This is a genomic window from Paraburkholderia graminis C4D1M, assembly GCF_000172415.1.
In the GTDB taxonomy this organism is placed as follows: domain Bacteria; phylum Pseudomonadota; class Gammaproteobacteria; order Burkholderiales; family Burkholderiaceae; genus Paraburkholderia; species Paraburkholderia graminis.
The window spans coordinates 600,731-618,451 of the sequence record NZ_ABLD01000001.1 but is presented as its reverse complement, the minus strand read 5'-3'; the positions used below and the strand labels follow the sequence as shown (position 1 = coordinate 618,451).

General features: G+C 66.0%; 16 protein-coding genes and 1 pseudogene. 13 read left to right on the top strand and 4 right to left on the bottom strand.

What is annotated here, in order from left to right; all coding sequences use genetic code 11:
* From sctJ to BGRAMDRAFT_RS02720, 3 genes are all read right to left on the bottom strand, one after another.
* Positions 1-795, bottom strand: coding sequence for a type III secretion system inner membrane ring lipoprotein SctJ (sctJ, locus tag BGRAMDRAFT_RS02730; RefSeq protein WP_175130916.1), 795 nt, complete (start codon positions 793-795; stop codon positions 1-3).
* Between the two features lie 57 nt (positions 796-852).
* Entirely contained in the window at positions 853-1,251 is a 399-nt protein-coding gene (locus BGRAMDRAFT_RS02725; RefSeq protein ID WP_006047122.1) for a type III secretion protein HrpB2, read from the bottom strand.
* A gap of 66 nt (positions 1,252-1,317) precedes the next feature.
* Positions 1,318-1,893 (bottom strand): HrpB1 family type III secretion system apparatus protein, encoded by a 576-nt coding sequence (locus BGRAMDRAFT_RS02720; RefSeq protein WP_006047121.1) that lies wholly within the window; start codon positions 1,891-1,893, stop codon positions 1,318-1,320.
* Between the two features lie 367 nt (positions 1,894-2,260).
* Between BGRAMDRAFT_RS02720 and sctU the strand changes: the two genes are divergently transcribed.
* The 11 genes and pseudogenes from sctU (at position 2,261) to BGRAMDRAFT_RS02670 (ending at position 12,035) form a co-directional block, all read left to right on the top strand.
* Positions 2,261-3,382: a type III secretion system export apparatus subunit SctU gene (gene sctU, locus BGRAMDRAFT_RS02715; RefSeq protein WP_006047120.1), complete on the top strand. Its 1,122-nt coding sequence runs from the start codon at positions 2,261-2,263 to the stop codon at positions 3,380-3,382.
* A complete protein-coding gene (gene sctV / locus BGRAMDRAFT_RS02710) occupies positions 3,366-5,450 on the top strand; it encodes a type III secretion system export apparatus subunit SctV (RefSeq protein WP_006047119.1) in 2,085 nt (694 codons plus the stop codon). Before sctU ends, sctV begins: the two co-directional genes overlap by 17 nt.
* Positions 5,451-5,479: 29 nt before the next feature.
* Positions 5,480-6,175, top strand: coding sequence for a type III secretion system protein SctP (gene sctP, locus BGRAMDRAFT_RS02705; protein ID WP_006047118.1), 696 nt, complete (start codon positions 5,480-5,482; stop codon positions 6,173-6,175).
* A 58-nt stretch (positions 6,176-6,233) separates the two neighbouring features.
* Positions 6,234-7,574 carry a type III secretion system cytoplasmic ring protein SctQ gene (gene sctQ, locus BGRAMDRAFT_RS02700; protein ID WP_006047117.1) on the top strand — a complete coding sequence of 447 codons (1,341 nt, stop codon included), beginning with the start codon at positions 6,234-6,236 and terminating at the stop codon, positions 7,572-7,574.
* A pseudogene (gene sctR / locus BGRAMDRAFT_RS02695) lies at positions 7,558-8,207 on the top strand (type III secretion system export apparatus subunit SctR). Before sctQ ends, sctR begins: the two are co-directional and overlap by 17 nt.
* Positions 8,208-8,261: 54 nt before the next feature.
* Complete coding sequence (gene sctS / locus BGRAMDRAFT_RS02690) at positions 8,262-8,525, top strand: type III secretion system export apparatus subunit SctS (protein WP_006047114.1); 264 nt, start codon at positions 8,262-8,264, stop codon at positions 8,523-8,525.
* On the top strand, positions 8,522-9,427 hold the full coding sequence (locus tag BGRAMDRAFT_RS02685; protein WP_006047113.1) for a hypothetical protein: 906 nt from the start codon (positions 8,522-8,524) through the stop codon (positions 9,425-9,427). The genes sctS and BGRAMDRAFT_RS02685 overlap by 4 nt, the downstream gene beginning before the upstream one ends.
* 189 nt (positions 9,428-9,616) lie before the next feature.
* Positions 9,617-10,906, top strand: a complete 1,290-nt coding sequence (locus BGRAMDRAFT_RS02680; RefSeq protein WP_006047112.1) for a hypothetical protein — start codon at positions 9,617-9,619, stop codon at positions 10,904-10,906.
* A 7-nt stretch (positions 10,907-10,913) separates the two neighbouring features.
* Positions 10,914-11,174 (top strand): hypothetical protein, encoded by a 261-nt coding sequence (locus tag BGRAMDRAFT_RS02675; RefSeq protein WP_006047111.1) that lies wholly within the window; start codon positions 10,914-10,916, stop codon positions 11,172-11,174.
* Positions 11,175-11,266: 92 nt separating this feature from the next.
* The gene (locus tag BGRAMDRAFT_RS34870; RefSeq protein ID WP_006047110.1) at positions 11,267-11,431 is read left to right on the top strand and encodes a hypothetical protein; all 165 of its coding nucleotides are present in this window, start codon (positions 11,267-11,269) and stop codon (positions 11,429-11,431) included.
* A gap of 136 nt (positions 11,432-11,567) precedes the next feature.
* Positions 11,568-12,035, top strand: a complete 468-nt coding sequence (locus BGRAMDRAFT_RS02670) for a CesT family type III secretion system chaperone (RefSeq protein WP_029970641.1) — start codon at positions 11,568-11,570, stop codon at positions 12,033-12,035.
* 128 nt (positions 12,036-12,163) lie between these two features.
* Here the strand turns inward: BGRAMDRAFT_RS02670 and BGRAMDRAFT_RS02665 are convergent, their stop codons facing one another.
* A complete protein-coding gene (locus tag BGRAMDRAFT_RS02665) occupies positions 12,164-12,622 on the bottom strand; it encodes a hypothetical protein (protein ID WP_232292209.1) in 459 nt (152 codons plus the stop codon).
* Between the two features lie 223 nt (positions 12,623-12,845).
* Here BGRAMDRAFT_RS02665 and BGRAMDRAFT_RS02660 point away from each other — a divergent pair, with 223 nt between their 5' ends.
* Complete coding sequence (locus tag BGRAMDRAFT_RS02660) at positions 12,846-13,538, top strand: GNAT family N-acetyltransferase (protein ID WP_006047107.1); 693 nt, start codon at positions 12,846-12,848, stop codon at positions 13,536-13,538.
* Positions 13,539-13,632: 94 nt separating this feature from the next.
* Complete coding sequence (locus tag BGRAMDRAFT_RS02655; RefSeq protein ID WP_006047106.1) at positions 13,633-17,241, top strand: hypothetical protein; 3,609 nt, start codon at positions 13,633-13,635, stop codon at positions 17,239-17,241.
* Positions 17,242-17,721 lie beyond the last annotated feature (480 nt).

Genomic DNA, 17,721 nt, shown 5'->3' with positions numbered 1-17,721 from the left:
TCACGCCGCAGAAGAAGGTTTCGCACGCCGCCACTTGCCGACGAGCGCGCTGATTCGTGCATAAACACGCGGATACAGCGGACCCGCCGCGGCCTTCGCCGGCATCCCGCGCCGCAACCACAGAAAGAGACTCGCGGCGCCGACGAGAAACACCAGCGCCGCACCAATCAGCGTCGGCAGCGGCGAGACTTGCGCGGGCGCGGGCTTCGGCAGATCGACGGGATCGGCGGCCACGGCCGTCACGCTCACCGCGTCGTAAGTCAGACCTTCGACGCTATGCATCACCAGCGTCTTGATCTGCGGCACGAGCGCGTTCGCGTCGGAATCGGGCCGGTATTTGATGAACACGGACGCCGACGACGGCTTCATCTGCTGCGCAAGCGGATCGTTGTTCGGCAGCACGATCTGCACGCGCGCGACGATCACGCCGTCGATCTTCGAAAGCGTCGCCGACAATTCCTGCGACAAGCCGTAGATAAAGCGCACGCGTTCCTCGGTCGGCGTCGACACGAGGCCGTCCTTCTTGAAGAGGCTGCCGAGATCGTCGTAACGGCTATGCGGGAGGCCGCGCTCGCGCAGCACCTGCATTGCGTGGACGAGCTGCTTGTCGTCGACTTCGAGCGTCCAGGTCTTGCCGTTGTCGATGGTGCTCTTGGACGCATCGACGCCCTGCTCCAGCAGCGCCACCACCATCTCGTTCGCGTCCTGTTCGGTCAGATTGCGATACAACTCCTTCTGGCAGCCCGCGAGCACGATACAGCCGGCAAGCGCAAGCCCGAGCGCGGCCGCGCGCATCGCGCGGACCGAGGCGTGTCTCGCTTGCGTGGCGTCTCGCATCGTCTGCAACATGGGCTATTGATTCTTCATCAGCGTTTCAACCGACGACTTCGACGAGTTGACCACGCCCATCTTGGCCTCCATGTCGAGTTGCGTGCTGGCGAGTTCGAGCGTCGCTTTCATCGCGGCGGCGGTCATCTCCTGGACCGACATGCTGTTCGCCTGGCTCGACAACGCGACCACGTCGTTCACCGACTTCTGGATCTCCGCGTCCTGCGACGCCGCCATCTTCGCGATCACATTGGTACTCATGTCGTCGCCGCGATTGGGCGGCGCCATGCGCGGATTCTGCATCAGCGATTTGAAGCGGTCGCCGGCCTGTTGCAGCGATGCGTCGCCACCGGCCGCGTGCGATGCCGGCGCTGCCGCTTGCAACGCGGCCGCGATCTGCTGGTTCGTCACAGGAAGTGTCATGCTCAGCCTCGTGCCGTTGAATGTTTCGGATGACGTAGCATCATGCCGACCGCCGCGAACAGATAATCAGATGCGCAAATAGCCTTGCTGCGCGATCGCCTCGTTATGCGCGGCAGTGGGCGGCGGCGGGCTCATGGCGGGCGGCTCTTGCGGCAGGTCGTCGTTGAGCGCGGTGATCGACAGCGGCACTTCGAAGGTGCCGCCGTTGCGATAGACGCGAATCGCCTCGCGCAGATCGTCGCGAGCTTCGAGCGCGCGCACGAGCTGGCGCGTGTCGCGGTCCGGGTTCTGCGCGAGCGCGGCGCTCGCCCATTGACGCCAGCCGGCATCGCCCTTCACGGACAGGCAGAACGCGAGCAACGCCTTCGCATACGAGAAATGCGGCGCGCCTTCGATCACGCGCGAGAACACGCGAATCGCATCGTCCCAATGGCCGCGCTGCATGTAGAGCACGGCTTCCATCGTGTCGAGCTCGGCCATTCGCGGGCGCAACAGACGCAGCGCGTCGAGCGTCAATTCGATGTCGTACGGATCGGCTTCGAGCGTCGGAAAATTGTTGAGCAGCGCGCAGGACAGCGTGTCGATCAGACCGCCCACAATGGCCTGACTGCAGTTGAGGTAATCCGGCGTGGCGGTACTCATGGCGAGAACTCCTGCTGATGGACTTGTCGACGAAGCGCTGCCGCGCAAGGCCGAGTCAGCATCGGCATGCGGCGCGCAGCGATGCACCAGGATACCGCTGCGCTTTGCGCCGCAAATGCGCGATACGAAGCGAGCGTGATCCACGCGAAGTGGGCGAGCGGCGTGCCGTGTCATGCAGCGCCGCGAGCCCGAACTGCGTCGCTTCGTTTGCCGGACGCGGGCTTCGCATCCGCAGCGCCGCGTGGCGAGCGGCCCGCTACCGTCGGGCTACCAGGGCAAGGAGCCTCGTGACCGCATATCAAACACAGCGGCATACACGACGGCATACAGCGGCACCCAGCGCATGCGATGACCCGAGCGGAATGTCATGAGCGAAGAAAAAACCGAGCAGCCTACCGACAAACGCCTGCGCGACACACGCAAGGACGGCGAGACGTCGAAGAGCGCCGACCTGGTCGACGCCGCGACGATGGCCGCCGTCGTCGGCGTACTCGCGTTCGCGGCGGCGAGCTTCGGCGGGGCGCTGCGTTCGATCGTGACGACCGCGCTCGAGTTCGCGTCGGGCAACCACGATCAGCCGCTCATGTACGGCAAGCTGTTCGACCTCGGTAAACAGGCGCTAATCGTGATCGTGCCGTGCGTGGGCGCCGCGGCGCTCGCGGCAGTGGCCGCGCTGATGCCGCAAGTGGGCTTTCAGATCGCGACCAAACCAGTCGTGCCCGATCTGAAGCACGTGAGCCCCGTCGACGGCGTGAAGCGGATTTTTTCGTGGCGCACGGTGATCGACCTCGTGAAGATGATCGTCAAGGCCGCGATTATCGGCGTGGTGATGTGGTTCACGATCAAATGGATTTTGCCGTTGATCGTCGGTTCGCTGTATCAGCCGCTGCCGGAATTGTCGAAGCTCTTCTGGTCGCTGCTGATCAAGCTCTTCGCCGTCGCGGTGGCCGTGTTCATCGCGATCGGCGTGATCGACGTCAAGCTGCAACGCGTGCTGTTTCTGCGCAAGCTGAAGATGTCGAAGGACGAAGTCAAACGCGAACGCAAACAGATGGACGGCGACCCGAAAATCAAGGCGGAACGCAAGAAGCTCGCGCGCGAATTCGCGACGTCGGCAGCGCCCGCGCAGCGCGTCGGCTTCGCGAATGCGCTGATTGTGAACCCGACGCACTATGCGGTCGCGATCCGCTATGCGCCGGCCGAGCATCCGTTGCCGCTCGTGATCGCGCGCGGCATGGACGAAAGCGCGGCGCAGTTGCGGCGCTTCGCGCGCGACGCGAATGTGCCGATCATCGGCAACCCGCCGGTCGCGCGCGCGCTCTACAGGGTCGGCATCGACGAGCCGATTCCCGAAGAGCTGTTCGAGACCGTCGCCGCGATTCTCCGCTGGGTCGACGCGATCGGCGCGCGGCAAATCGAGAGCCCGCACGGCGGGCACAGCCACGACAACCACGACAACCTCAAGAGCCGCGATGTTCAAGACACTTAAGCTACCCGCCGTCGGTGAGATCGGCATCGCGTTGCTGGTGGTCGCGATCATCTCGCTGATGATCCTGCCGCTGCCGCCGTTTCTGATCGACATCCTGCTCGCGATCAACATCACGATCAGCGTGACCTTGCTGATGGTGACCATGTATGTGCCCAACGTGGTGTCGCTTTCGGTGTTTCCGTCGCTGCTGCTTTTCACGACGCTGTACCGGCTTTCGCTGAACATTGCGTCGACCAAGTCGATTCTGCTGCACGCGGACGCGGGCAACATCATCGAAAGTTTCGGCGAACTCGTGGTGGGCGGCAACCTTGTGGTCGGCATGGTCGTCTTCGTGATCATCACGACCGTGCAGTTCATCGTGATCGCGAAAGGCTCCGAACGCGTGGCCGAAGTCGGCGCGCGCTTCACGCTCGACGCGTTGCCCGGCAAACAGATGAGCATCGACGCCGATCTGCGCGCGAACCTTCTCACGCCCGAAGAGGCGCGCCGCAAGCGCGCGACGCTGGCCGTCGAAAGCCAGTTGCACGGCGGCATGGACGGCGCGATGAAGTTCGTCAAGGGCGATGCGGTGGCCGGGCTCATCATCACGCTCATCAACATCATTGCGGGGATCGCGGTGGGCGTCGCGTATCACGAGATGACGGCGGGCGAAGCGGCGAACCGCTTTTCGATTCTGTCGGTCGGCGACGCTATGGTCTCGCAGATTCCGTCGCTGCTGCTTTCGGTGGCCGCGGGCGTGATGATCACCCGCGTCTCCGACGAACGCGACGCGCGGCCTCTGTCGCTCGGCGACGAGATCGGTCGCCAGTTGTCGGCAAGCGCCCGCGCGCTCTACTTCGCGAGCCTGCTGCTGCTCGGCTTTGCCGCCGTGCCCGGCTTTCCGACATCGCTGTTCCTGCTGCTCGCGGCGATCCTCGCGTTCTGCGGCTATCGGCTCGGCAAGCGCAAGCCCGCCGCGACCACGCATGCGGGCGAGGCCGTCAACGCAATGCAGCGCGCCGGCTCCAAAGCCGAGACGCCCGCGATTCTCACGCGTGCGCCGCAGTTCACCTGCCCGCTCGGCGTGCGCATCTCGCCCGACCTCGTCGCGCGCCTGTCGACGGCCGCGCTCGACCGCTCGTTCGAAACCGAACGCGCGCGTTTGCAGGAGTATCTCGGCTTGCCGTTTCCCGGTATCACGATGTGGACCAGCGACGAGTTGCCCGCGTCGAGCTGCGAACTGCTGATGCACGATGTGCCGTATTGCGCAATCGAATTGCCGCCCGGCAAGGTGATGCTGCCGGACCCGAGGCTCACGGGCACACGCGAGCCGCTTTCCGCCGACAGCGAAGCACTCGCCGCGCGTAGTGAAAAACGCCGGGGACTCGACGGCGGGCCTGGGCCCACGTGGTGGATCGACGAAAAGAGCCTGCCGCCGAAGCAACCGGCGTGGCGCGCCGAACAGGTGATCGCGCATGCGTCGGTGGCGATGCTGCGCAAACATGCGTCGCTCTTTCTCGGCATTCAGGAAGTGCAATGGATACTCGATCAGCAGAACGCCGAGTATCCGGGACTCGTCGCCGAAGTGCAGAAAGTGCTGCCGCCCCAGCGTATCGCCGATGTACTTCGCCGGCTGCTGGAAGAGCAGATTCCGATCCGCAACGTGCGCAATATTCTGGAGAGCCTCGTCGTGTGGGGCGCAAAAGAAAAGGACATGCTGATGCTCACCGAATACGTGCGCGGCGATCTAGCGCGCTTTCTCGCGCATCGCGCGGCGGGCGCGGGCCGGCAATTGCCGGCGGTGCTGTTCGATCTGCCGGTCGAGCAGCATATCCGCCAGGCGATCAAGCAGACGCCGACGGGCAACTTCCTCGCTCTGCCGCCCGATGAAGTCGGTTTTCTGATCGACCGCATTCAATCGTTTGTAGGCGATACGCCGCGTGACGGCGTCGCACTCGTCACGTCGATGGATATACGCCGCTACGTGCGCCGCATGATCGAGGCGCGGCTCGGCTGGCTCGCCGTCTACTCGTATCAGGAACTCGGCGAGCATGTCGAACTGCAGCCGCTCGGCCGCGTGACGATCTAGCCGCGCCGATCGCCTTCACGTTCACGCTCATGACGATCATCGAACCGCGGCCGTTGCGCATCATTCCGTCCGACGCCGATTCGCGTCCCGCCGCCGACGCCGCGCGCGCGCGGCGTTTCGATTACGCGGCGCTGGTGCGTCGCACGCGCTCGCAACGCACGCCGGTTTCATTCGACGAAGCCGCAGGCGCGTCGCAAGCCGAGTGCGCGTGCGCAGCAAACGGCGCGGCAGACGACGACGCGCACGCGAACCGCTTCGGCGACGATCACGCCCGCGATTCAAGCGCCGAAACAGAAGCCGAGACCGAAGCCCATGCCGCCGATGAAAGCGCGCATGCATCGGAACGCGCTTTCGCCGCTCACGAAGCGTTGCTACAGCGCCTGCCGCCAGCGACGATGCCCGCCGTCGACGCCCTCTTTCGCACGCAAGGCCATTTCCTCGAACTGGCGCGCTCGCTCGCGCGAGAGGTCGCGGCCTTCTGCGCGGACCCCGCGATCGGCGACGCGGGCAACTGGGAAGTGCGCATTCCGCTCGACGAACGCATTCTGCCGGACACGACGCTCTATCTGTCTCTTTCGCGTTTCTGGTTGTCGCTTCGGTTCGACACGCGGGGCATCGAAACGCGGCAGTTACTCTTCGACCACAGTGCGATGCTCGAACGCGAGCTCGCTTCGCTGCTGAACGCGTGGGGCACGCCGCGCGACATCGAACTGACGGTGTGGTGAGCGCGCCGCCCGTCGTTTATCCTGGCCGACGCTGGCCGCATTCCTGAACCGACGCCGCATGGGTTATTCGATCGCCGAAATGCCAGGGGTGGACGCTGCCGCGGAACGTGCGGCGGCGAGGGTTCCCCAAACGGCGGCCATCGCAAGACTGCCGCTTCGCGCCGTGCCGCCGCTTGCCGCGCGCGTCGCGCGGCTCGTCTGCGATGCCGGCACTGCGCAATGGCTCGCGCGCGATGCCGCTATCGTCGATTGGCAAGCGACGCTCGAACCCGCTGCCGGGCGCAGTCACGCGCCCCTCGAACAGCCCGGCGTGCTCGATCTCGCGCATGCGGCCGGCGCGGTTCGCGTGCTGTTCGATCTCGCCGCGTATCCTGCCCTCGACATCGCCGCGCTGCCCGACGGCACGCTCTCTCGCGCGCCGGTGCCCGGCGATACGGCTCGCGCGTTGCGCATCGCCGTCGCCGGTGTGCTGCTCGAACCGCTGCTGAAGCGGCTCGCTGCGCTCGGCCTCGGCGATATGCATGTCACGCAGCTAGCGCGCGGCACGCCGCCTGAAACTTCTGCACACGATTGCACAACATTCGACGCGACCTTCTCGCTCGACGGCACACGGCATCGCGCGCGCGTGCTGCTTGCTGCGTCCGTGGTGGACGCGCTCGAAGCATTGCACGGCACCCGCAAAGTCCACCTTACCGCCGACACTTTTCGTGCGCACGCTTCATCGCAGACACAAAACAGCGCGCCGTTCGACGGCTATAAAGTGCCCGGACGCCTGATACTCGGCTCACGCCGTCTGCCCGTCGACACGTTGCGCGCGCTCGAAGCCGGCGATGTGTTGCTGCGTTCGCTGCCGGGCAATCTGCGCGCGCTGCTGCCGGCCAGCGGCGTAGAACGCATCGACGAAACCTGCGCCGCTCACCCAGCCGACGCCAACGGCACGACCCACGCCACGACCCACGCCCCCCCGCTCGCCGAGCCCGCGACGGCGACGGCGAGCGCCACCGTGGCCTGGGGCTCGCCCGGCCTGATGCGCGTTCACGCGCAAGTCAACATTGAAGGCCGCAGGCTTTCACTCACGAAGGAGCCCATCATGACCGATGAGCTGGACCCTGTTCGCCCGGACGATTTGCTCGCACCGGATCAACATTCGAATCCGATCGACATCGGCGAACTCGATCTGCCCGTCCAGTTCGAAGTCGACACCGTCGCGCTGCCGCTCTCGCAACTGTATGCGTTGCGCCCCGGCTATGTGCTCGAACTGCCGACGCCGGTTGCCGACGCGCAGCTCAAGCTGGTCACGCATGGCCAGACCATCGGCTATGGCGAGCTCGTGACCGTGGGCGATCATCTGGGCATCCGCATTTTGCGCATGGCGCACGGCGATGGTCCAGTTCAGTGACATCACCGGACTGCTGATCGTCATCGTTGCGATCAGCCTCGTCCCTTTCGTCGCGATGGTCGTCACCTCTTACGCGAAGATCGTGGTGGTGCTCGGCCTGTTGCGCAATGCGCTCGGCGTGCAGCAGTGCCGCCCAACATGGTGCTCAACGGCGTGGCGATACTCGTGTCGCTGTACGTGATGGCGCCCGGTCGGCATGCAGCGATGCAATCGATGCAGGGCCAAACGATCGCCGGCCAGCCCACTCAGGCGCTGATCCAGGTCTTCAGCGCCGCGCGCGAACCGTTCCGCACGTTCTTGCAGAAGCACACGAACGAGCGCGAAAAGCGCTTCTTCATCCGCTCGGCGAATGTCGTGTGGCCGAAAGACGCCGCGTCGAGCCTGCATGAAAACGACCTCATCGTACTCGCGCCCGCCTTCACGCTGACCGAACTCACCGACGCGTTCAAGATCGGCTTTCTGCTCTACATCGCGTTTATCGTCATCGATCTGATCATCGCCAATGTGCTGCTCGCGATGGGCCTGAATCAGGTCACGCCGACCAACGTCGCGATTCCGTTCAAGCTGCTTCTGTTCGTCGTGATGGACGGCTGGTCGACGCTGATTCACGGCCTTGTGATGACGTATCGTTAGCACGCAAAGACCGGGAACATCGACTCATGGACATCGACTCATGGACATCGACTCATGGACATCGACACGCTCGTTCGCTTCACCACTCAGGGCATGCTGCTCTGCATGTATATCTCGCTGCCTATCGTGATCGTCGCCGCGCTGGTGGGACTCGGCGTGTCGTTCCTGCAGGCGATCACGTCGATGCAGGATCAGACGCTTTCGCACGGCGTGAAGCTGATTGCGGTGACGGTCGCGATCGTGATCGCCGCGCCGTTTTCGGCGGCGGCGCTGCTGCACTTCGCGAACGAGATCATGCATACGGCGGTGCCGCAATGACGCGCGTCGGCACTCCGTTCAACGCGGCGTCGCTGACGGCACACGCGGATGCGGCTCGCGAACGCTCGCAGCAAACAACGGTCGCGCGCTTCGCGGTGTTGTATCGCGGCACGATTACGTTCAGCTATGCGCGCACGCAGCAAGCGGCGATGCGCGGTTCGCAGCTCGCGCGCAAGCTCGCGGGGCTCAACGCGCGCAGGCGCAATGCCGCGCGTCGCACGGGCGTGCGACGGCCCATCGTCGTGACGGGTAACGATGCGAGCGAGCATGCGCCGGATGCCGCCGACTCCGCTCGTGTAACGCGCGACGGCGGCGGTGGCCGCGGCAATGGCGGGCAATCGCATGACGGCCGCGACGGCGCTGACGGCGAGAATCGCGAGAATGGCGCGCCGCGCACGCAGGTTCGCATGCGCAGCAGCGGCCGGGCGGCGATCGCGGCACCGGAGCGCGGGCCGTTGCAGAAGTTCGTCGAGGTGCAAGCGGGTCGCGCCGATCTTTCAGAGACGCTGCCGCGCCTCTGGTGCGACGCGCTGCTCGCATCGCGCGATGAAGCCGCCGCGCGTCCGCAGGCATCGCTCGATGCGCTGCTGCATGAGCGCTTCATCGATCTGCTTCGCGTGCAGTTGCAAACCGGTGCGCCCGGCGACGCGGACATGGGCGCATGGCGGCAGCGGCTGATCGACGCGTCGGCATCGCGAGGCGCTGGTTCAGATCGCGCGGGCGCAGGCGCAGGAGGCGAAGCATCGGCGGAACAAATCGGCCGCACAGGACGGCTTAATCTGCTGTTGCCGCTGTTGCTGCTTATGTACGGCAAGCCGTCGACACCGCCAATGCGCGAGCGCGCATTGAACGTGCGCATCGTGCAGCGCGGCGCGGCGCTTGCGGCCGCCGCGCGCCGTTAGTGCCGTTAGTGCCGCTAATGCCGCTAATGCCGCTAATGCCGCTAATGCCTCGCATTCTCCCGCCCTCGCGCGCAGTTTCGCTTTCCATGTATCCGCTTCGCATTGTGTGCTGGAACGTCATCGGCGGCGGCTAGAGTGAGTGTCGAAGGCGTGCCGCTGCGCGCCGCATCATCCTTGAACGGGCTTTCCATGACGAAGCTGCTGCGTATCCTGACTGGCGTGCATGCCGGCGCGGAATTGCGTCTCGGCACCGGCGCTCATCGGATCGGCGCGGATGACGACGCCGACATCCGCATCTCCGACTGGCATGGCGACGATGTGCTGCTCATCGTCGATGCGAGCGGCGTGGTGAGCGCGCGTCGGATGATGGCGGTCATGGCGGGAGATTCCGCGGCTCAAAGCGATGAGTCAAACAGTAACAACAACGAAAGCAACGACGGCACTCAGGGAGTCCTCCCCACATCGCAAGACGAAGACGAGCCGGGCACCGTCATCCTGCTCGAGTTCGTGCCGATGCAGTTCGGCGATACCGTCGTGTGCATCGGCTCGGACGACGCGGCCTGGCCGAGCGATCTCGACCTGCTGTCCACGCTGCTCGTCAAGCCGGACGAAACCCGGCGCGCGGCGGAGCGCTCGCGCCGCCGCAGAATGACGGGCATCGTCTCGGCGTGCGCGATGCTCGGCGCGGTGCTCGTGATCGGCTCGGTGATGCTGACGACGGCGGTCAGCCGTGCCGCATTGCCGCGCGACGCGGGCGACCTCGCGCAGCGCGTGAATCTCGAACTCGCCGCCGCGCACATGAAGGAACTGCACGCGCAAGTGCGAGGCGCGACGGTGATGGTGAGCGGCATGGTCGCGACGCCCGACGAAGACACGCAAGTGCGCAAGATGCTGATGCGGATCTCGCCGAACGGCATCGTGAGGCACTACGACATCGCGCAGAACGACGTGCGCAACATCGCCGATTCGCTCGCGATGCAGGGACTCAAAGTCGTCTACACAGGACGCGGAAACTTCGAGATCAGCGGCAAGGCGGCCAATCCGCGCGACGTCGAATCGGCCGTCGCGCGCATGCGCCACGATCTGAGCGACAACGTCAAGGACGTGCGTGTGCGCGTCGCGCAAGCGGACGATGCGTTGCCGTCGGCGCCTTCGTTCTCTTTCCTGATGTCCTCCGACGATGTGCGCTACGGCCAGACACCCGACGGCGTCAAACACATTTATACGTTGCCGGAAGAGCCGGCTTCGTCGGCGGCCGCTGCGGGAAATGACGCAGGAAATGATGCGAGCGATGCGCAGAAGAATGCGAGTAGCGACGAAACATCCGCCAACAACGGTCCCGCGATAATCGCGAGCGGCGCTGCACGCGGCGTGATGCAGCCCGTCGAGGATATTCCCGCGACGCCGCCCTCGCCCGCCCCGCGCGCGGCGAACAAGACCGCGGCAAACAAAACCGCTTATCTGCCGCTACCGAAGTGAGGTTCCCATGACGCAAACATCGAACATCTACGCGCCGCTCGAAGCGTGCGCCGCCGACTTCAACGATCTGCAGAAGACGCTCGCCGATCCGGCCGGCGGACCGCGTCTTGCCGCAATACGCGAGGCGCTCGAGGCGACCGCGAAAAACGTCGGCGAGGCGCACGGCGCAACCGAACTCGACCGCAACGATCTCGCGAAGCTCTATCGCGGTCTGCTCGCCGCGAGCCGCATCGTCGGGCAGCTTGCGGATAAACGCGGCGCAACCTGAGCGCCGCGCACGAGGCTCGCCCCTGTGCGGCGGCTGTGGTTGCCTGCCGCACAGGGCAGCATTTCTTCTTAACTTGAGCACGAGGAGGTCTTATGTCTATCGGTCCGGCAATGGGTGCGATCACCGGCATGGCCGCGCAAGGCAGCACCGCTGCTATCGGCGCGGCGCAGGCCACGCTGCAGATGTCGCTGGCGGGCGCGGTTGCCAACACCATGAAAACCGCGGGTCAGACGATCCAGGGCGGCACCGGGCATTAAGCGCCAGGCGCGCCGCAAACCGCGCTGCGGAATGCGGTGCAAGCTTGTCGCCAGTTTGCCGGCCGGCTCGCGGTTCGCCGCGTGCCGGCTCTTTGCGTCATCGGCGGGATTTTATTGAGTTGCGCGGGCCTTTGATTTGGACACCAACGATAGTTCGGAGCGCTACGCATCATTGGTGCGCGATCTGTGCGCGACGGTCGGCCTCGCGGATGCCGAGCATGTGTTGCGCACGCGCTCGATCGAGGTGGAAGGCTTCGACGTGCGGCTCGAACACTTCGAAAACGATCTCGACGCGCTCTACGCCAATTTTCATTACGGCACCGTGACGGCCGGCCGCACGCTGGTCGTGTTCCGGCTGATGCTGGAAGCGAACCTGCTCATCTACGCGCAAGACCAGGCGCAACTCGGGCTCGATACGGATACGGGCGGCATCGTGCTCGTGCTTCGCGTGCCGATGACTTACGACGTCGACGGCGCCGCGCTCGCCGATCTGCTCGCGCACTACGCCGAGCATGGCCGCTATTGGCGCAAGAACATCATCGAATCGACGGATGAGATGTTCGAAGGGATCGTGGCGGGGGAATTTACGTGGCTGCGTGCTTGAAAAGATGTGAGAGGCAGAGCGACGGTGTCGAACCTGTTCGCGTGACGCGGCCGCCAACTTGATGACGCACATGCAAGCGCAGACGCGACCGCGTACAGCGGCCGGTCAAGCGCTGCATGACAGCCGGCTCACGTCGCGCCGTGAATCACCTCGCCGACACGCTTCGTGAATTCAACGAGCAACGCGATGTTGGCGAACATGTCCCTCGCGGCGGCCGCGTCGAATGCGGCTTGCCCGATAGGAGGCGCGTCGGAGAATCGCGTTTGCACGGGCCGAACCGGCAGCGTGCGCGTCGACGACGACTGGCTATCGTCGTCGACGCGTGCCGCGCCTGGAGCGATCACCACGACACTTGGTCTGCGCAGCACCGGCAGATTGTCGCCGCCCTTGCGCGACAGGCTGAACTTGACCGGGCCTTGCGGCGGCGATGCGATGTCGCGCAACTGCGCCAGTTCGCCTGCGAGCTTCACGCTCGTCGGCACGAGCGCCGCGCGCCTAGGGGCTTTGTCTAACGGCGCGTGATGATTTGCACCTTCTATGCCGCCGACGCTCGCCGCCGGCAATGCGGCAATGGCTTTGCTGCTCACGTTGGACTCTCCCAGGTTCGGCGCGGCAAACCGGCATGTGCCGCCATGACGGCACCTTAGCGTTGGCTCGCACGCGACGTATCGGGCCGAGCGAAATGCCGGCAGGCGATGCGAACGCGTGGGCCTTCCCCTTCGCATTTGCGCCTCCGCCTTCGCGGCATCCGCGATGTGTCATGCATCTCTTCATCGACAATCGGATCAACGCCGCGCCTGGAGATCTCCGATGTCGCCATCGCCATTCCGCTTTCCCGCCCGCATCGAATCCGCCGACCTGTTGATGCGGCCGCCCGAGCCGCGCGATGCCGAAGCCCTCTTCGAAGCCATGCTCGGCGATGCCGCGACGACGCGCGACCTCAGTTTCAAGCGTCACACGCAACTCGACGAGACACTCGCGTTCATCGACGATTCCGTGCAAGGCTGGCGCGACGGCACACTGATCCGCTGGGTTCTCGAAGACCGCGCGAGCGGCCGGCTCACCGGCATGATCGAATTGCGGCCGCATCCGCCGCGCGTCGAAGTCGGCGTGATGATCAGCCGGCGCGGCGGTGCGCGTCGCCGGCGCGCGGGCCTGCATGCGCTGCGCAAGCTGCTCGCGTGGATGCTCGCGCAACCGCCGATTCTGCGCATTTACGCGTATTGCGCCGTGGATGGCGACGCGCACAGCAGCATGGAGAAGCTCGGCTTCACGCTCGAAGCGAAGCTGACGAATTACGAGTGCCGGCCCAATCGCGGTCTACTGGCCGGCGACAGTTATCTGTATGCGATGACGCGTCCGCTGCAAGCGCCCGACGATACGCCTGCGACACGCTGGCTCAATGAATACGCGGCGCTGGACGCACATCTCGACGCGGGCGACGTCCACGATGCAGCGAACCCGCACGCGGCTGCGGAAGAATCGCACATCGTCGCTTCGTAATTCGATGCCGCGCTTCGCATCGCGCGGCGCGGCAGCAACCGGCTGTCACATTGGGAGGACATAGTGCAACGCGGTCTCCTTCTGCCGCGTCGACATGTTCCGCTATCGCCCGCTCGATGTTTCGTCCGCTGACAGCCTGATCGAAAACGCGCCTGCCGCGGCGCAAGCGGAGGTCGCGGCGGCGCTCCCGCCGACGCCGACGCGGCGGCGCATGCCTGAGTGGTTGCGCGGGGCGCTTGCGCGGCCCGCGCGGGTCGTCGGCGCGCGCCGCGTCGAATTGAGCACCGCGCTGTTTCAGCACAGCACGCAGGGCAGCGCATCGGGGCCCGAGGATCACGCGCCTGGGGAGCGCCGCTTTCCGCCGATCACCACGGCGAGACATGCGCGGCGCGGGACCGATCCGTTGGCGGATATGGGACTGCTGGCCGCGGGTGCTGGTGGTGCTTTGGGTACGCGCGAGGGTGGCGCCGTCGCGCATGACATAGATGAAGCGGATCAGGCAGCGACGTCATCGCGGCAGATTCCGCTCGATGTCATCACGACGCGCGCCGGGCTCGTTGGGTATGTGCAGCGGCTATTTAACGACGGCTTCGAGCAGCCAGTCGATGCAGCGACCCTTGCTGATCGTTTGCATCGACTTTGCTCGGCTGAGGAGCGGGTCGGTGCTGCCTCGCTCTCCGCTTACGGGACGGCCAATGAAACCGTCAGCGGTATCGCAAACCACACCGCCAATGCGACCACCAGCGAGACCGCCAACGACATTGCGAACCGCGCCGCTAACAACACCAACAACAACAACACCAACGAAATCGCCAACGAAATCGCCAACGAGCTTGCGAACGACATCGCGAACAATACCGCCGACCACGCCACCGATCTCAACGACATGCAAGCGGCGCTGCGGGGCGCACTGTTAGCCGACGCGCTCGCCCAAGCGGGCGCGGCCGATTGCCGATCCGCGCATCTGATGATCGAGCGCATCGGCATGCTCGACTTCGCGGCACCGCATCTGCGGCGTTCGGCGAGCGACGCCGAGCGCGACGCATGGCGCGCGGCGCACGTGCTCGCGCGCTCCAGCGAGGGCCGCGCGATACTCACCGCGCTGCGCAGCGCGACGCTCAATCCCTACGACGACGACCTCCATTGCTTCGGCGTCGAAGCGTTGTTGACGAGCGCCAATGCACTCAAGCCGATCCACGCAGACGATTCGACCGCAACCGACGATCCCGCGCCCGGCGCACTCGCGGCCCGCATAAGCACGATCGGCGAAAATCCGCGAGCCGCGGCTGCGCCCACAACGAATAGTGCTGGCGCCACGACGCTGGCCGCACGCGCATTCGATGCCGCATCGACCCTGCTGACCCACGGGCGCGACGCATTGACCGCCGATCAGCGAGGCGCGCTGTTCGCGTGGCGTCAGTCGTTCCGTGACGACGCGCGCCACAGCGAGTTGTCGCAAACGAAGCAGCGCCTCGCGCGCTTCACAGAAAACACGATTCCGCGCGTCGGCGAAAAACGTTGGAAGACGTTGCTGCCGCGCATGTTCCGCGGTCGGCACGGTTCACCACTTTCCGCGCTGCGTCTCGGCACTCAGGGCGTGCCGCGCCAAACCATCGCCGCCGAAGAGGCGAAGGTCCGCAAGCACTTGCAGGCGGCGCTGCCGCAGTTGCTAGAAAGCCCGGCGATGGATCCGCGAGCGGCGCTCGCTCATGCACGGCCCGAGGCGTCGCTCGCGGAACTCGCGGCGCTAAGCGTCTGGCTGGAGCGCGGCGGCTTTCCGCCCGGCCGTCTCGATGACGACACGCTGCGCGCGATCGCGCAGCGCGCTCACGCGATGTGCGAGGAAGCGACGCAGCCGGTGCAGGCTGGCGCGAATTCATCCACATCGGCTTCAGCAGCCCACGCCCCGGTGCCGCGCCGCCTCCGCGCCAGCCTCCGCCGAACCACCGCCACCTGGCTCACAATGCCGCCGCAGCAGTTCGCGAAAACGCGGCCGTTCCGCTTGATCGCGAAGCGCCCGTTCACCGTTGAACGCCTTGCGGTGTGGGGCAAGGTGGCGGGCCTGCCCGACGACGCGCCGTTCTGGCACACCGTGAACGAGTTGCGCGCGGCCACGCAGCTTGCGCCGGACATGCGCGCCGCGAACAATGTCGACGATGTGCGCGAGACGCTGGTCGACGTGGCCGCGAATCTGCAATCCGGGCAGCGTCTGCGCCTCACCGACGGCGGGCGGCAAGGCATCAGCACGCGCGGCCTGAACATCACCGTGGAAACCGTTCTGCGCGGACACGGCATGCCGATTTCGCCGCGCCTCGATCTGCGCGCGTCGCGCACCCGCGAGGCGGTGATCGACATCAGCCGCTCGACGCATGGCGCGGCGCTCTTCATCGGCACAGCGAAGTCGAGCATGCGGCACGTCGGCGCGGGGCTGCTGGTCGGCTATGACGTGAGCACCGCGTTGACGGCGCTGCGCGCGGGACTCGTCGCGAACGCCACGCTGCATGCGCGCGAACTCAGCGAGCCGCGCGGCGTGACGCTGCGCGTCGCGCGGCGGTTGCTGCCCGACGGCAGCGGCTACGACGACGCGTCGCTGCGCGCGAAGCTGGCCGGCATCGTCGAGCATCTGTTCGACGAATCGGCCAGCGCGCACGACGACGGGCCCGAAGGCGTCTGGAACCGCCTCGCGTCGCGCTACTGGGACGACGCGGACGTGTCCACCAGTTGGACCGATGCTCACACGCTCAACCGCCGGCGCGGCGTCACGCTCGACGCGAACGCGACGGCCAGGGTCGCGAGCTTCGGCCGCGACACCGTCGTCGATCCGGGAAGCGGCGAACGCACGCGTCCGTTGTCGGTGCGAACCGGGCCGTCGGCGGGCGGCGGCTGGCAGCGCTCGCGTCAGAGCGCGGAAGTGGTCGAGCGCAGCGGCCGCGTGCAGGTCGAAGAGCATCGTGTCGGCATCGGCAGCCATTGGCAGTTGCGTGGCGGCATCGCGCCGGGCTTTTCTCATCCGCTCGATGGCGAGGGCCGGCACACGGTGGGCCTCTTTTCTATCGACGCGCCCGCCGCGACGATGACCCTGCGCGAGCGCAACCGTTCCGCGAAGCTGCTGCTCGTGCGCGAGGATGGCCGGCTCAATCATCGCGGCTCGATTCTCGACATCGAGTATCTGGACGCGCGGACCTACACGCGCGCCGTCGATGACGCGCGCGGCGAGCTCGTCGCGCTCTTTGCCGCCGAGGCTCTCGCGCGCCGCGAGCGCAACGAGGCGCTCGGCAAGAGGGGGCATGCGAGTCATGTGCGTTACGAACCTTCGCCGGACGCGCAGGCGGCGGAGCGCATCGACGAGCATCTGGCGAGCGTGCGCAAGAACCAGCGGCCGAATTTGACATATGTGCAGCGCTATCGATTGCGGCGGCAGGCCGCATTGCGGCTCGACGCGAATCACGCGGCGCTCGCGCAGGCGGGCGGCGACGCTCGGCTTCAGACGCGCATCGCCGCGGCTAACGCGACGATCCTGGACGACCCCGCTTCGTGGATGGCCATCGAGCTGAAAGTGAAGGAGCGCAATGCGAGCGCGCGCAGCTTCGGCCCCAACGCCGTGCTGCAACTGACGACAAGGACCGGCGCTGTGGGCGATCGGGAGATTGTGACGGAGGGTGTGCCGTTTGAGGTGCTGGAGGCGTTGGATCGGCGAGGGTGAGCGAGAGCACGGTGGTGAAGGTGCTGCAAGCGTTGATCGCTGAGTGCGGTCGCGGGCGCGACGTTCCAGACCTTGCAAGCGTGGGATTGATGAGTTCGCCGAGGACGCGACGTCCAGGACGCTGACCGCGTTGGATCGCTGAGCGCGATCCCGCTTCGCGTGTGCGATGGAGGGTTCGCATCGGCGGATATAAGTCCTTCGCAGGAAGACGACAATCCGCTGATTGAGCCGTTCCGCGGCACAGGAGGAATCATGTCGACTCCCGTTGGCGGCAACCCGCCATTCTCCGATCCGCGCATCGGCAACGGTCAGTATGGTCCGCAAGGGCCCGACGATGCACATTCGCCAGCAGGTCCGCACGCGCCAGGCGGCGCTCGGGCCCGGCCGGGCTCGAACTCGCCTATCGATGGTCTTCCGCACGCGGCAAGCGGTACGTCCGGGGACGGTGCGCGAAGGGTGCAATGGGGCGCGAGCGGGGGT